This window comes from Streptomyces sp. NPDC088923 (genome assembly GCF_044749745.1).
Taxonomy (GTDB): Bacteria; Actinomycetota; Actinomycetes; order Streptomycetales; family Streptomycetaceae; genus Streptomyces.
Genome location: NZ_JBIVIO010000001.1, coordinates 1,906,118 through 1,918,240, shown reverse-complemented (window position 1 = coordinate 1,918,240; position 12,123 = coordinate 1,906,118). Strand labels below are relative to the sequence as shown.

Below are 12,123 nucleotides of genomic sequence, written 5' to 3'. Positions count from 1 at the left end.
CTCCGTATGCAGCGATCCGACGCACCCCACCCGGCCCGAACAGGAACCCCCGCCGAGCCCACCGTCTCCCTCGCCGTGCGGCGGTACGGGACGCGCGTGCTGCCCGCGCTCGTGCTGAGCGTGGCCGCGGTGGCGTGCGGCGGCTCGGGGGCGGCCTCGGGGGACGCGCGCGAGGTACCGGAGGGCGGGCGCCTGATCGTCACGACGGAAGGCGGGGTCCGGATCGTCGGGACGGACACGTCGGTCGTGCGCGTCGCGGACGGGACCGGGGCCCGCTGGAGCGCGGACGGGAAGACCCGCGTCCTCGACCTGCCGTGTGCGGGGGCCGCGCACGAGGACTGCGGCCGGATGCCGCTCGTCCGTGTCCCGCGCGGGACCGCCGTGAGGGTGGAGGCACGGAACGCGGGCGTGGAGGTCACGGACGTGCGCGGCGCCCTGCGGCTCGACACCGTCAACGGGGACGTGGTCGTGCGGGACGCGGGCGAGGCCCACGCGCTCCAGCGGCTCGCGACCCGCAACGGCTCGGTACGGGCCACGGGCCTCGCGGCTCGGCGCGTGGAGGCCGAGACCGTCAACGGCGACGTCGACCTGCGTACGACCACCTCACCCGACCTGCTGAGCGGCACGACCCGCAACGGCTCCGTGCGCGTCACCCTTCCCGCCGACCCGCCGCCGTACGCGGTGCGCGCCACGACGGTCAACGGACGCACCGTGAACGACCTGCCGGACGCGTCCGCTGCGGACCCGGACCACCACCTCACGCTGCGCACGGTGAACGGTGACACGGAGGTCCGCACGGGCTGAGCCGGCGACCGCTCAGCCCTGCCCCTTCACCTCGAGGCCCGCCATGAGCTCGGCCGTGGCCCGCGCCACCTCGGCGACCGCCTGTTCGAACACCTCCCGGTTGTGGGCGGCGGGGGTGCGGAAGCCGGAGACCTTCCGGACGTACTGGAGCGCGGCCTCGTGGATCTCTTCCCCGGTGGCCCATTCGGGCTGGGCGGGGGGACGCAGGGTCTTGATGTTTCGGCACATGCGCACAGTCTGCCGTGCCGGTAGGGGCGTGTCGCCCGCTCCGTTCGCTTCGAAAAATCGAACAGGCGTACTATTCGGAACGTGGCAGAGACCCGAGACTTCCCCGACGACCTCCGCACCGGCCAGGAGGAACTGCACCAGGTGCGGGCGGAGCTGCGCGAGCTGCTGCGGCGGCTGCCCTGGTCGGTGGCGCCGCACGACGGCTTCAGCGACGACAACGGGTGGCGTCGCGTGGAGCGGCCCGCCTCACCGGGCTGGGGCGCCGAGGACCAGGCGCTCGTCAGCAAGCTGCGCGCCCATGAGTTCGAGCTGGCCGTCTTCGTGACCTCCCACCCCTACTGGGCCGAGGTCGCCCAGGAGCGCCGCACGGAGGCCCGCAGCCGCCTCAAGCACGCACCCGCACCGACGGCGCCACGGCCCGCCCCCGCGGAGAGCCCCGCCCCGCCGGAGAGCTGACCGCACAGCCCCCACAGACCTCCCCAACCCCCACACCCGACCGACCGCAACCTTTGCCTCGCGGCCCTCAACTCCGGCCCTGAGCAGCACCGTTCCTCACCCGTCACACCGAACTGGTGCAGATGAGGTGAGAGTCGCCGCCCGATGCGCGCAACCGTCCAATGACTCAAGCCTCGACTGATACGATCATCAGACTTTCAGTAGGCTGACGACGCGTCATGCGCGTGCGGGGGACAGTCTCAAAGGCCCCGTCGCCCGAGGGCGCGGGACGGAATACGCCAGGCGGCTCCGCGCCACCCGCCACGACGCACGACCCCGCGCGGTGCCCCGGAGGACCCGTCCCCGTCCTCGCGCGGTGCGAGTTGAAGAGAGTCTCATGACTTCATTTTTCCGAGATCCGCTGCTGTGGTTCTCGCTGGTAGTGCTCGCGGTCGCGGTTGTGGCCGTGCTGCGGGCGCGCAGGACCAACCTCTCGCTCAGGGAAGCGAAGGCCGAGTTGGAGGCGGGACTCGGCCGGGCCAGGGGGGACGTCGCGCACCTGGAGGCGAGAACCGCCTCCCTGGCCGACCGGCACCGCGGCGAACTCGCGGACGTCCGCGCGGACGCCGAGTCCTCCACCAAGGCCGTCCTGAAATCGGCGATGGGCACGCTCCAGTCCCTCGCCGAGGAACAGCAGCTCCTGCTCGACGGGCTGCTCCAGAAGTACGGCGACGACTCCGAGATGCTCGCCGACCTCATGTCGGTCGACCACACGGGCAGCCAGATCGGGCGCCGCGCCAAGGGCATCTCGGTGCTGTGCGGCGGCTGGCTCGGCCGCCGCCAGACCCCCGCGAACGTCTACGACGTCGCCCGCAGCGCCCAGGGCCGCATCAAGGGCTTCGGGCGGGTCAGCGTGCACGCCCAGGTCAGCGCCCAGGTCGTGAGCAAGGCGGTCGAACCGCTCGCCGTCGTGCTCGCCGAGCTGCTCGACAACGCGACGGCGTACAGCGCCCCGGGCACCCCGGTCGAGGTGAACATCCAGACCGTGCCCACCGGCATCTGCTTCATCGTCGACGACGCGGGCCTCGGCATGGACCAGGAGACCAAGGACCGGGCGGCGGCGCTCCTCTCGTCCCAGGAGACCATCGACATCACCAAGCTCGGTGACCCGCCCCGCTTCGGCTTCGCGGTGTGCGGGATGCTCGCGACCCGCTACGGCTTCGCGGTCTCGGTCGGTTCGGTGTCCCCCTACGGAGGCGTGCGTGCCGTGATCCGCGTACCGGAAGAGCTCCTCAGCGCTCAGTCGGCGGCCCCCGCCGAGCCCGTGGCCCAGCAGGACTCCGAGCGGGCGGAGGAGGCCCCGCAGCGCCTCGCGCCCGTACCGGTCGGCCCCTCGCACATCGTGGGCCGCACCTCCGGCGGGCTCCCCAAGCGCAGCCGCCGCCAGCGCGCCATCTCGGTCGTCCCCGAGCCCGCGGCGAGTGAGGCGACGGCACCGGAACAGTCCAGTGAAGTGACCGCTTCCCGCCTCGGCGCCTTCGCACGGGGCACCCAGCTCGGGCGGAGCACGACCTCCTTGGAAGGACCAGATCAGCCGTGAACACCGACCTGTCATGGGTGCTGAACGACGTGCTGGAAGTGCGCGGCGCCCGCCACGCGATCCTTGTCTCGGGTGACGGGCTGCTGCTCCAGCGCTCCGACGAGATATCCCGCGACGACGCGGAGACCAACGCGGCCGCGATGAGTTCCATGCAGTCGCTCAGCCGCGCGGTCGCGCCCTTCGTCGGCGCGGGCAACGGCCTCTGGAAGCAGACGCTGCTGGAGTACGACGGCGGCTGGATCTTCCTCATCGCCGCGGGCTCGGGCGCCTACCTCGCCGTATCGGCCGCGGTCGACGTCGACATGGAGGCCGTGTCCTTCCGGATGCAGAAGACGGTGACGGCGCTCGCGAAGGCGATGAGCGTGGCCCCGCGCACTGACAACGGTGTCGGCGTATGACGGCCCCCGACGAGGAGGCCTCCGTCACGAGCGACTTCGTCCGCTCGTACGTCATCACCGGCGGCAGGGAACTGCCCGCCCCCGAGGACCTGGCGCTGCACACCCTGGTGACGCTGGCCCCCGACCGCACCCTGCCGCTCGGCGCCAGTCCCGAGACCCGGGCGATCTGGGAACTGTGCGGCGGGGGTTACCTCTCCGTCGCCGAGGTCGCCGGCCACCTCGGGCTGCCCGTCGGCGTCGTGCGGTTACTCCTCACCGACCTCGCGCGGCAGGGCCACCTCATGCGCCGAGCCGAACCGCCCCGGGCCCAGCACGTTGACAGAGCGACTCTGGAGAAGGTTCTCAATGGACTCCAATCCCTCATCGGCTGAGACACCCGCTGTGGCCTCCGCCGGAGCCGCCCCGCGCTCCATCTACGTCCCCAGCGCGGTGACCAACGCCGCGAAGATCCTGGTGGTCGGGCACTTCGCCGTGGGCAAGACGACCCTCATCGGCTCGCTCTCGGAGATCACCCCGCTGCGCACCGAGGAGCGCATGACCCGCGCCTCCGTCGACGTGGACGACCTGCGCGGTACGGGCGACAAGAGCACGACGACCGTCGCGCTCGACTTCGGGCGGCTCACCCTGAGCGAGGACCTCGTCCTCTACCTCTTCGGCACGCCCGGCCAGCAGCGCTTCATGCAGCTGTGGGAGGACATGGCGCGCGGCGCGCTCGGCGCGCTGCTGCTCGTCGACCCCTCGCGCCTGGAGCAGACCTTCCCGGTCATCGACCTGATCGAGAGCTACGGCCTGGAGTACGCGGTCGCCGTCAACTCCTTCGACGCCGGCACCTCCTACAGCACGGAGGAGGTGCGTGAAGCGCTCGACCTGCTTCCGGACACGCCGGTGATCGTCTGCGACGCGCGCGATCAGCGCTCCTCGGCGCAGGCGCTCATCGCGCTCGTCCGCCACCTCCTCGAACACGCGGCCTGACCGCGTCTCCCGCCGTACGGGCCGGCCCTGCCCGTACGGCGGGAGCGGGGCCTTCCCCCGCGTACGGGCCCGGCGCCCGCGAGCCCGGACGGCGCCGTCCTTCCCGGGACTTCCCGGGACACGAACCGCCGCCGCCCCGCCCGCACCCCCCGTCCACGCGGCCCTCCCCCGGGCCGCTTCCCCCTCGCTCCCCGGGAGCCCCCTCCCGGTTCATGAAGGAAGTCCGATGAACGCTCCCCGCGCGTCCGCCCCGACCGGCGGCGGATGCCCCATGCACGACGCGGCCTTCGCCGCCGACCCGCGCCAGGTCTACGAGAAGCTGCGCGCCGAGGGCGCCGCCGGGGCCGTCGAGCTGGCCCCGGGGATCGAGGGCACGCTCGTCGTCGACCACGGCACCGCTCTCCAAGTGCTGCGCAACACCGAACTGTTCCCGCGTGACTCGCGCCGCTGGCGGGATCTCGTCGAAGGCCGCATCGCCGCCGACAACCCGCTCCTGCCGATGCTGGGCTACCGGCCCAACACCATGTTCAGCGACGGCTCCACGCACCTGCGGCTGCGCAAGGCCGTCACCGACAGCCTCGCCAAGCTCAACATGAGCCGGATACGCCGCGAGGTCGAGCCCATCGCGGACCACCTCCTGGACCAGTTCAGCGAGCGGGGCCGGGCGGACCTGCTCTCCGACTACGCCAAGCTGCTGCCGCTGCTCCTCTTCAACAAGCTCTTCGGCTGCCCCGCCGACATCGGCGACACCCTCACCTCCTCGATGTCGGCGATCTTCGACGGCCGCGATCCCTTGCGGGCCAACGAGGAACTGACCGCCTGTCTCATGGAGTTGATCGCCCTCAAGCGGCGCCAGCCCGGTGACGACATCACCTCCTGGCTCATCCAGCACCCGGCCGGACTCACCGACGCCGAGCTGAACGACCAGCTCGTCATGATGATGGGCGCAGGGGTCGAGCCGGAGCGCAACCTCATCGGCAACACCCTGCTGCTCATGCTCTCGGCCTCCGGCGGCCACGACTCGGGGCCGCAGATCGAGGAGGCGATGGATCACGTGCTGTGGAACGCGTCCCCGATCGCCAACTACGCGGCCCACTACCCGGTGCAGGACGTGGACTTCGGCGGGCACATCGCCGAGGCGAACACTCCCGTGCTCATCTCCTTCGCGGGGGCCAACGGCGATCCCCGGCTCGCCGAGGCGCGGGGCAACCAGAGCAAGGGAGCGCACCTCGCCTGGGGCGCGGGCCCGCACGCCTGCCCCGCCAAGGACCCCGCGCAGGTCATCGCGAGCGCCGCGATCGAACGGCTGCTCAACGCGCTGCCCGATCTCTCGCTCGCCGTCCCCGAGCGGGACCTGCGCTGGCGCCCCGGCCCCTTCCACCGGGCGCTGGTCTCGCTGCCGGTGAACTTCAGTCCCTCCCCTGCGACCCGCATGGCCGCGCACCGCCCCCAGCCGGCGCCCGGCGAGCAGCGCGGGCCCCGCACCGCCGCCGCGCGCGAGGCGAGCGGCGCGGAGGGCGTCGGCGGCACGGGAGGTACGCGGGAACCGGCCCGCAAGAAGGGCTTCTGGTCGGCCTTCCTCGACGTCTTCCGCGCCTGACTCCCCCGGGTGCGGGCACCGGGCGTGCGACCTGATCACTCATCACCTGGTGACACATCAGGCCCAACTCCGGCACACGGGTTTCGTGGTGCGGAGGCCGCTGCCCAAGGCCTCCGCACCACGGCCGGGCGCGGAACGAATCGTGACAGAAGCAGTGAAAAAGGGGCATGGTTCACGGTGTTGGCGAGGCCGAAAACACCGCATGTGACAGAGGAAACACACAGTGGCGCATGACGCACGGACAGGAAGGGTAGGTTCCGCCGGTACCGGCAGCCTTAGCCGAAGGAGCTATGCGTGAACGCCGTAGGCCATCACCCCGGCACCTCCACCGTCAGCCGCCGCGCCGTCATCCCCCTGCTGAAGCGGCTTCGCAGCGCTGAGGGAACGGCGAACCCGCGCCCCGTGTGGGCCGCCCTCCACGAACTGGGAGACCTCGTCCCCGCACCCTGGGGCGGCTATTTCGTGGTCGGCTTCGACGCCTGCAACGAGGTGCTGCGCGGCAGGAAATGGCAGAGCACCGATTTCGCCTGGCAGGAGCGCCAGGGCAACCCCGAGCGCTGGGCCGACCTCGCGACCCGCGAGATGACCCGTACCCTCCCCCGGCTCAACGCCCCGGCGCACACCTGCCAGCGACGCGCCGTCGGCACCCCCTTCGACCGTGCCTCGGTCGAAGCCCTGCGCCCCATGATCGCCACGCTCGTCTCCTCGCTCCTCGACGACCTGGAGGCCGAGCTCAGGGCCGAGGGGCACGCCGACTTCATGCGGATCGTGGGCGAGCAGCTCCCCGTGCGCTCGGTCGGCGAGTGGATCGGCATCGACCGCGCCGATCACGCCCATCTCCTCGATTTCACCCACCGCCAGGTCTACGCGCAGGAGTTGCTGCCCTCCAGAACGCAGCTCGCCGTCTCCGAGCAGGCCACGCTGGAGATGCGGGAGTTCTTCACGAGGCTCATCCGCGAGCACCGCGCGAGGCCCGGCGACGACGCGCTCACGCGGTGGACCGCCCACTTCGACGCCTTGTCCGGCGGCGACCGCGCCGCCGCCGACCAGGTCATCTACGACCTCACCATGTTCGTCACCATCGCCTCACTGGAGACGAGCTCGGTCCTCATGGGCAACGCGGTCCACCTCGCCACCGCCGACCCGACCCGCGCCGCGTGGCTCGGCGCGCACCCGGAGCACATCGCGTCGACGGTCGAGGAGGCGCTGCGCTGGGACCCGCCCATCTCGATCAACTCCCGCGTCGCCTCGGAGGACCTCGTCCTCGCCGGTGTCCCCATCCCGCGCGACACGACGGTCCACGTGATGTACGGGGCCGCGGCGCACGATCCGCGCCGCAACCCCGACCCGGACACCTTCGACCCGCTGCGGCGGGGCGGCCACCTCTCCTTCGGGGGTGGCCTTCACTACTGCTTGGGGGCCGGTCTGGCCCGGCTTGAGGCCCAGGAGCTTCTCGGACAAGTGCTGAAACGTTTCCCCACACTGCACGCGGTCACGCCTCCGGTGTTCGACGACACCCGCCTCGTCTTCCGCCGACTCGTCTCCCTGGACGTCCAGATATGACCAGCCAGCCGGAGTCCGCCGGAGCACCACCGGTCACGCCCCAGCCGCCGTCCCCGCTGTCCCTCCTCCCCCTGGACAGCGACCGCAAAACCCTCCGCACGCGCCGCGAGGGCGGCCTGCTCCTCGTGGAACTGCGCGAACCGGAGCGGGGCAACGCCGTCACGGACACCATGCTCGACGAGTTGTACGAGGTGCTCGACGCCCAGGACACCACGACGAAGGTCGTCGTCCTCACCGGCGCCGGGCCCGACTTCTGTCTCGGCGGCGACCGCCACGAACTTTCCGCACACATGGCCGACGATCCGGCCGGGGGCGCCGTACGCCTCTCCGGCGCACGGGCCCGCCGCGTGTGCGAGGCGCTGAGCACGGGACCCGCCGTGACCATCGCCCGCGTCCAGGGACGTGCGATCGGCGCCGGATTCGCCCTCGCGCTCGCCTGCGACCTGCGGGTCGGTGCCGAGACCGCGAGCTTCCGGCTTCCCGAACTGGCCCTCGGGCTGCCGGTCGCCTGGGGCGGCCTCCTGCCCCGCCTCATCAACGAGGCCGGCGCGGCCCGCGTCCGTGAGTTCGTCCTGACGGCCCGCGTGGTCGGGGCCGAGGAGGCGCTGCGCCTGTCGATCCTCCAGCGGGTCGTACCGGAGACCGGCCTGGACGCGGCTGTCCTCGCCTGGGTCAGGCCGCTGCTGCGCCGTTCCCCCACCGCGCTGCGCCTGACCAAGACGCTCTTCAACGCCCACGCGGCCCCGACCCGCCTGGCCGACGCGAGCCTCCTGGACCCGGAACTGATGGCCCTGGCCCTCACCGAGTCCCGCCGCTGACCCGGCGGCCCCCGGCCGACGAAGCCCGGGGGCCGCGCACGGCTCAGCCGTGGAGCTCCGCCCTTACAAGGCGAATGTCGGCGGTTCGCCCACCTCCCGCGGATCGCCCTCCCCGGACTCGCTCCCGGACCGCCCCTCACCACCTCGGTCGCGGGACACTGGCGCCATGACAACCGTCGCCCAGGCCGACGCCCTCGCCGCCTTCGCCCACGCCGGGCAGGTCGACAAGATCGGCGTGCCGTACATCGCACACGTCCGTGCCGTGGCCGCCGGGCTCGCCGCCTTCGGCCCCGATCTCCAGGTGGCCGGGCTGCTGCACGACGTCATCGAGGACACCGCGTGGACCGCCGGGCGCCTGCGCGCGGCCGGGGTCCCCGACCGGGTCGTCGCGCTCGTCGAGGCCGTGACCAACGTCCCGGGGCTCGCCTACGAGGACAAGATCCGCCATATCGCGGCCGACCCGCTCGCCACCCTCGTGAAGATCGCGGACAACGCCCACAACAGCCGCCCCGACCGCACGGCCCGCCTCCCCGCGGCGCGGGCCGAGCGGCTGGCGGCCAAATACCGCGCGGCGCGGGCCATTCTGTGGACCGCCGCCCGCCCGGAGGACATCGCGGCGATCGTCACGACGGTGAACCCGGACCTGCTGAAGGAACTGCCGGCGTAGGCCCTGTCTTCGATCTCGCCCCTGCCGCGCGGCCGACGAGGCGAGATCGAAGACAGGCCTACCGCGCGACTCGTCGCCGCGACGGTCCCACGAAGGGCGCGACGCCCCCGTACACGAGGGAGACGACGGCCCACCGGAACCCGAAGTCCCACCCCCACTCCCCCGTGATCGCGGACATCACCACGGCCACGACTCCCCCGACCACGACCGCCGCCAGCACCCACCGCAAGAACCGCCTCATGCCTCCGCGCGTACCCACGACGGCACGGGAAAGACCCGTCCACCCCGACTACCCGCCGCGCGACGCCCGTTGTGGTCGCGGGCCCCCCGCGTAGGGTCCTCGGCGTGAACACCGGACCGGCCTTGCGCCACCCATGGATCGGCGACCCGGTGGGGGGCTGATCCCACCGCGGGGACGCGGCACCGCGCCCCCACTCCGTCCCGCACGCGGTCCCCCGGGCTCCCGCACGCCACGAGCGCGCACCACGAGCCCGTTTCCCGTGCCGGACCACCTAGGCCCTGTCGTCAAATTCCCGTCGTCGCCCGGAGGGCGGCCGCGGGGCGTCAGGTGCGTGCTCTCGGCGTGCCGCCCCCAGGCCCTCGTACTGGACGTACTTGGGTCTGGGGGCGGCGCGGCGAGTGGGGGCACCTCCCGGCCGCCAGGCTGGGGGAGCGTGCATGGCGTCGCGCGGCAGACGGGAATTTGACGACAGGGCCTAGGAGTCAGCCGTATGCCGGCCACGTTCAACCACACCATCGTCGCCGCCAGGGACCGCGCCGAGTCGGCCCGCTTCTTCCGGGAGTTGCTGGAGCTCTCCGAAGCCCCGTCCTGGGGCCCCTTCACCAATGTCCAGCTCTCCGACGGCGTGCTGTTGCAGTTCGCGGAGCCGCCGGTGGAGATCCAGATGCAGCACTACGCGTTCCTGGTCGACGACGAACTGTTCGACCGCGCGTATCAGCGACTGCGCGAGCGCGGGATCACGCACTGGGCGGACCCGCGGATGCGAAGGCCGGGCGAGATCAACAACGAGCACGGCGGCCGGGGGGTGTACTTCAAGGACCCCGCCGGCCACGCGATCGAACTGCTCACCCGCCCGTATCTGTAACCGGCCCACGACGGGCGCCGCCACGGTTCCGGCTCTCCCCGAGAGCGCGCGGGTCGACGTTCCGTGGGCCCGCCGGACAGGGGAAGGCCCCCCGGCCACAACGGGCCGGGGGGCCGAAATCGGCTTGCGCCTGTCACTTCTCCCGGTGGGCGCGGACGGTTTCGAACCGCCGACATTCGCCTTGTAAGGGCGACGCTCTACCCCTGAGCTACGCGCCCGGGTCGAGCCGACAGCCTACCTTGCCCGGGGCGGGGGGCGGGACAGGGCCCGGTGGGGAAAACCCCGGGTGAGGACGGAGGGGCGCGTCATCGTGGGGCGCGGGGCCGGCTCGCGCGCTGGGCGGCCCGCACCACCCGTCACAAGCGGCCCCCGCTGCCGCGAACTTTTCCGCCCGCGCGTTCGTCCTCCTGGATGGGAGAATGAAACGAGCAAGCGAGACGCGGCACGGGAGAGGGATTGTGACGGCGACACCTCGGCGGTCGTGCACCGGGCGGGCGGCACGGCGGCCCGGGGCGGGTGCTGCTCCGGCACGCTCCGGGGCCCGCCCCGCGCCTTCCCCCCTGCGCGACCTCCTGGCGCTGGGCCTGCTGCTCCCCCTGCCCCTCCTCGTCACGCTCCCCGGCGCCCTCACCGGCGGTGGAGGCGGCTCGCGGCGCTGGTTCGGCGGCGGCGGGCGCGGCGAGAGCAGACGCGCGGAGGCGCAGGCCGCGAAGGACGCCGCCGCGAGCGCCTTCTACGAGCTGGACACGGCGCAGCGCGATCTGCGCATCTCGATCGAGACGATCTCCGCCGTCGACGACACCCCCGCCGGGCAGCGCGCGGTCTCCGACTTCGCCGCGCTCGGCCGGAAGATCGACGAGGCGAGCGGTACGTACATCGCCGCCGTCGACGCCGTGGACCTCGACCGCGACGAGCTGGACGGCGCGGCGGCCTCGCGGGCGCGGCGCGCGCTGGACGGCGCGAAGGACGAGCTGAAGCGGGTCAAGGCCGACCTCGACCGGTTCGCGGAGAGCCTCGGGCCGCTGCTCGGCAAGGCCGAGACGCAGCTCGCGCGGCTCGCCCCCGCCGTCGAGCGCGCCAAGCAGTCGCTGCTCGCCACGACGACCGCGCTCGACACCGTACGGGCCCAGGGGCTGCGCGCCGACGACCTGGCCGCGCGGCTCGCGACGCTCGCCCCCGAGCTGACCCGGCTCAACGAGGGCGCCGCGCGGCACGGCGTGGCGGAGACGATCCAGCGCGCGGACCGAGTGCGGCGCGAGGCGGAGGCGCTGCGCGCGGAGGCGGAGCGGCTGCCCGAGCGGGCCGGGGAGATCGACCGGCGGCTCGTCTCGCTGCGGACCAGGGCGGAGGCGCTGACGACGCGGAGCGCGCAGGTCGAGCCGGTCCTCAGTGAGCTGCGGCGCAGGTTCACCGCGCCGTGCTGGCAGGACCTCCAGCACGTACCGGAGGAGGCGGCGAAGCACGTGGCGCAGGCGGGCACGAAGCTCGCGGAGGCGCGGCAGGCCCGCGAGGCGCAGCACTGGGCCGACGCGACCGCGCTGCTCGCGACCGTACGGGCGCTGCTCGACGAGACGGACGAGGCGGTCTCGGCCGCCGGGGACCGGCTGCGGCAGCTCAACGAGGTCGCGAAGGACCCGCAGCGCGAGATCGAGCGCACACGCTTCGCGGTGCGGGACGCGCAGCGGCTCGCGATGACGGGCCGCCAGACCCCGGACCCGCGCCACGCCCGCCCGCTCGACGACGCGGTGGCGCGCCTGGACCGGGCGGTGACGGCCCTGGAGGGCCACCACCCGGACTACTGGCAGTTCCTGCGCGAGACGGAGGCCGTCCGCGCGACGGCGGCACGGGTCGTGGAGCTGATCCGCGAGGAGCGCGGCGGGAGCTGAGGCGGTACGGGTACGGGGCCGCCCGTCCCGCGCCGTCTTCCCCGCG

General features: G+C 72.9%; 14 protein-coding genes and 1 tRNA gene. 12 read left to right on the top strand and 3 right to left on the bottom strand.

Going from position 1 to position 12,123, the window contains the following annotated elements; all coding sequences use genetic code 11:
- The first annotated feature begins 6 nt into the window (after positions 1–6).
- The gene (locus tag ACIP4O_RS08655; RefSeq protein WP_401573006.1) at positions 7–804 is read left to right on the top strand and encodes a DUF4097 family beta strand repeat-containing protein; all 798 of its coding nucleotides are present in this window, start codon (positions 7–9) and stop codon (positions 802–804) included.
- A gap of 12 nt (positions 805–816) precedes the next feature.
- Here the strand turns inward: ACIP4O_RS08655 and ACIP4O_RS08650 are convergent, their stop codons facing one another.
- Entirely contained in the window at positions 817–1,032 is a 216-nt protein-coding gene (locus tag ACIP4O_RS08650) for a DUF2277 domain-containing protein (RefSeq protein WP_401573004.1), read from the bottom strand.
- An 81-nt stretch (positions 1,033–1,113) separates the two neighbouring features.
- Between ACIP4O_RS08650 and ACIP4O_RS08645 the strand changes: the two genes are divergently transcribed.
- The 9 genes from ACIP4O_RS08645 (at position 1,114) to ACIP4O_RS08605 (ending at position 9,085) form a co-directional block, all read left to right on the top strand.
- The gene (locus tag ACIP4O_RS08645; protein ID WP_401573002.1) at positions 1,114–1,488 is read left to right on the top strand and encodes a hypothetical protein; all 375 of its coding nucleotides are present in this window, start codon (positions 1,114–1,116) and stop codon (positions 1,486–1,488) included.
- A gap of 376 nt (positions 1,489–1,864) precedes the next feature.
- Complete coding sequence (locus ACIP4O_RS08640; RefSeq protein WP_401573000.1) at positions 1,865–3,067, top strand: ATP-binding protein; 1,203 nt, start codon at positions 1,865–1,867, stop codon at positions 3,065–3,067.
- Positions 3,064–3,465, top strand: coding sequence for a roadblock/LC7 domain-containing protein (locus tag ACIP4O_RS08635; RefSeq protein ID WP_401572998.1), 402 nt, complete (start codon positions 3,064–3,066; stop codon positions 3,463–3,465). Before ACIP4O_RS08640 ends, ACIP4O_RS08635 begins: the two co-directional genes overlap by 4 nt.
- Positions 3,462–3,836 (top strand): DUF742 domain-containing protein, encoded by a 375-nt coding sequence (locus ACIP4O_RS08630; protein ID WP_401572996.1) that lies wholly within the window; start codon positions 3,462–3,464, stop codon positions 3,834–3,836. The genes ACIP4O_RS08635 and ACIP4O_RS08630 overlap by 4 nt, the downstream gene beginning before the upstream one ends.
- Positions 3,811–4,437, top strand: a complete 627-nt coding sequence (locus ACIP4O_RS08625) for an ATP/GTP-binding protein (RefSeq protein WP_361322065.1) — start codon at positions 3,811–3,813, stop codon at positions 4,435–4,437. Before ACIP4O_RS08630 ends, ACIP4O_RS08625 begins: the two co-directional genes overlap by 26 nt.
- Before the next feature lie 226 nt (positions 4,438–4,663).
- Complete coding sequence (locus ACIP4O_RS08620; protein WP_401572994.1) at positions 4,664–6,037, top strand: cytochrome P450; 1,374 nt, start codon at positions 4,664–4,666, stop codon at positions 6,035–6,037.
- Positions 6,038–6,331: 294 nt separating this feature from the next.
- The gene (locus ACIP4O_RS08615) at positions 6,332–7,600 is read left to right on the top strand and encodes a cytochrome P450 (RefSeq protein ID WP_401572992.1); all 1,269 of its coding nucleotides are present in this window, start codon (positions 6,332–6,334) and stop codon (positions 7,598–7,600) included.
- Positions 7,597–8,418, top strand: a complete 822-nt coding sequence (locus ACIP4O_RS08610) for an enoyl-CoA hydratase/isomerase family protein (protein WP_401572990.1) — start codon at positions 7,597–7,599, stop codon at positions 8,416–8,418. Before ACIP4O_RS08615 ends, ACIP4O_RS08610 begins: the two co-directional genes overlap by 4 nt.
- A 166-nt stretch (positions 8,419–8,584) precedes the next feature.
- Complete coding sequence (locus tag ACIP4O_RS08605; RefSeq protein ID WP_401572988.1) at positions 8,585–9,085, top strand: HD domain-containing protein; 501 nt, start codon at positions 8,585–8,587, stop codon at positions 9,083–9,085.
- Positions 9,086–9,143: 58 nt separating this feature from the next.
- Here the strand turns inward: ACIP4O_RS08605 and ACIP4O_RS08600 are convergent, their stop codons facing one another.
- Positions 9,144–9,326: a hypothetical protein gene (locus ACIP4O_RS08600; RefSeq protein ID WP_401572986.1), complete on the bottom strand. Its 183-nt coding sequence runs from the start codon at positions 9,324–9,326 to the stop codon at positions 9,144–9,146.
- A gap of 490 nt (positions 9,327–9,816) precedes the next feature.
- On the opposite strand from ACIP4O_RS08600, the gene ACIP4O_RS08595 reads away from it, so the two are divergent.
- Positions 9,817–10,191 (top strand): VOC family protein, encoded by a 375-nt coding sequence (locus ACIP4O_RS08595; RefSeq protein WP_361322081.1) that lies wholly within the window; start codon positions 9,817–9,819, stop codon positions 10,189–10,191.
- Positions 10,192–10,337: 146 nt separating this feature from the next.
- Here the strand turns inward: ACIP4O_RS08595 and ACIP4O_RS08590 are convergent.
- Positions 10,338–10,409: transfer RNA gene (locus ACIP4O_RS08590), tRNA-Val, on the bottom strand.
- 240 nt (positions 10,410–10,649) lie between these two features.
- Here ACIP4O_RS08590 and ACIP4O_RS08585 point away from each other — a divergent pair.
- Positions 10,650–12,077, top strand: coding sequence for a hypothetical protein (locus ACIP4O_RS08585; RefSeq protein WP_401572984.1), 1,428 nt, complete (start codon positions 10,650–10,652; stop codon positions 12,075–12,077).
- The last annotated feature ends 46 nt before the right edge of the window (positions 12,078–12,123 follow it).

Coding starts and splice junctions, on each gene's coding strand:
- ACIP4O_RS08610 (WP_401572990.1), top strand. CDS start 7,597: ATGACCAGCCAGCCGGAGTCCGCCGGAGCACCACCGGTCACGCCCCAG.
- ACIP4O_RS08640 (WP_401573000.1), top strand. CDS start 1,865: ATGACTTCATTTTTCCGAGATCCGCTGCTGTGGTTCTCGCTGGTAGTG.
- ACIP4O_RS08650 (WP_401573004.1), bottom strand. CDS start 1,032: ATGTGCCGAAACATCAAGACCCTGCGTCCCCCCGCCCAGCCCGAATGG.
- ACIP4O_RS08620 (WP_401572994.1), top strand. CDS start 4,664: ATGAACGCTCCCCGCGCGTCCGCCCCGACCGGCGGCGGATGCCCCATG.
- ACIP4O_RS08605 (WP_401572988.1), top strand. CDS start 8,585: ATGACAACCGTCGCCCAGGCCGACGCCCTCGCCGCCTTCGCCCACGCC.
- ACIP4O_RS08630 (WP_401572996.1), top strand. CDS start 3,462: ATGACGGCCCCCGACGAGGAGGCCTCCGTCACGAGCGACTTCGTCCGC.
- ACIP4O_RS08625 (WP_361322065.1), top strand. CDS start 3,811: ATGGACTCCAATCCCTCATCGGCTGAGACACCCGCTGTGGCCTCCGCC.
- ACIP4O_RS08600 (WP_401572986.1), bottom strand. CDS start 9,326: ATGAGGCGGTTCTTGCGGTGGGTGCTGGCGGCGGTCGTGGTCGGGGGA.
- ACIP4O_RS08595 (WP_361322081.1), top strand. CDS start 9,817: ATGCCGGCCACGTTCAACCACACCATCGTCGCCGCCAGGGACCGCGCC.
- ACIP4O_RS08655 (WP_401573006.1), top strand. CDS start 7: ATGCAGCGATCCGACGCACCCCACCCGGCCCGAACAGGAACCCCCGCC.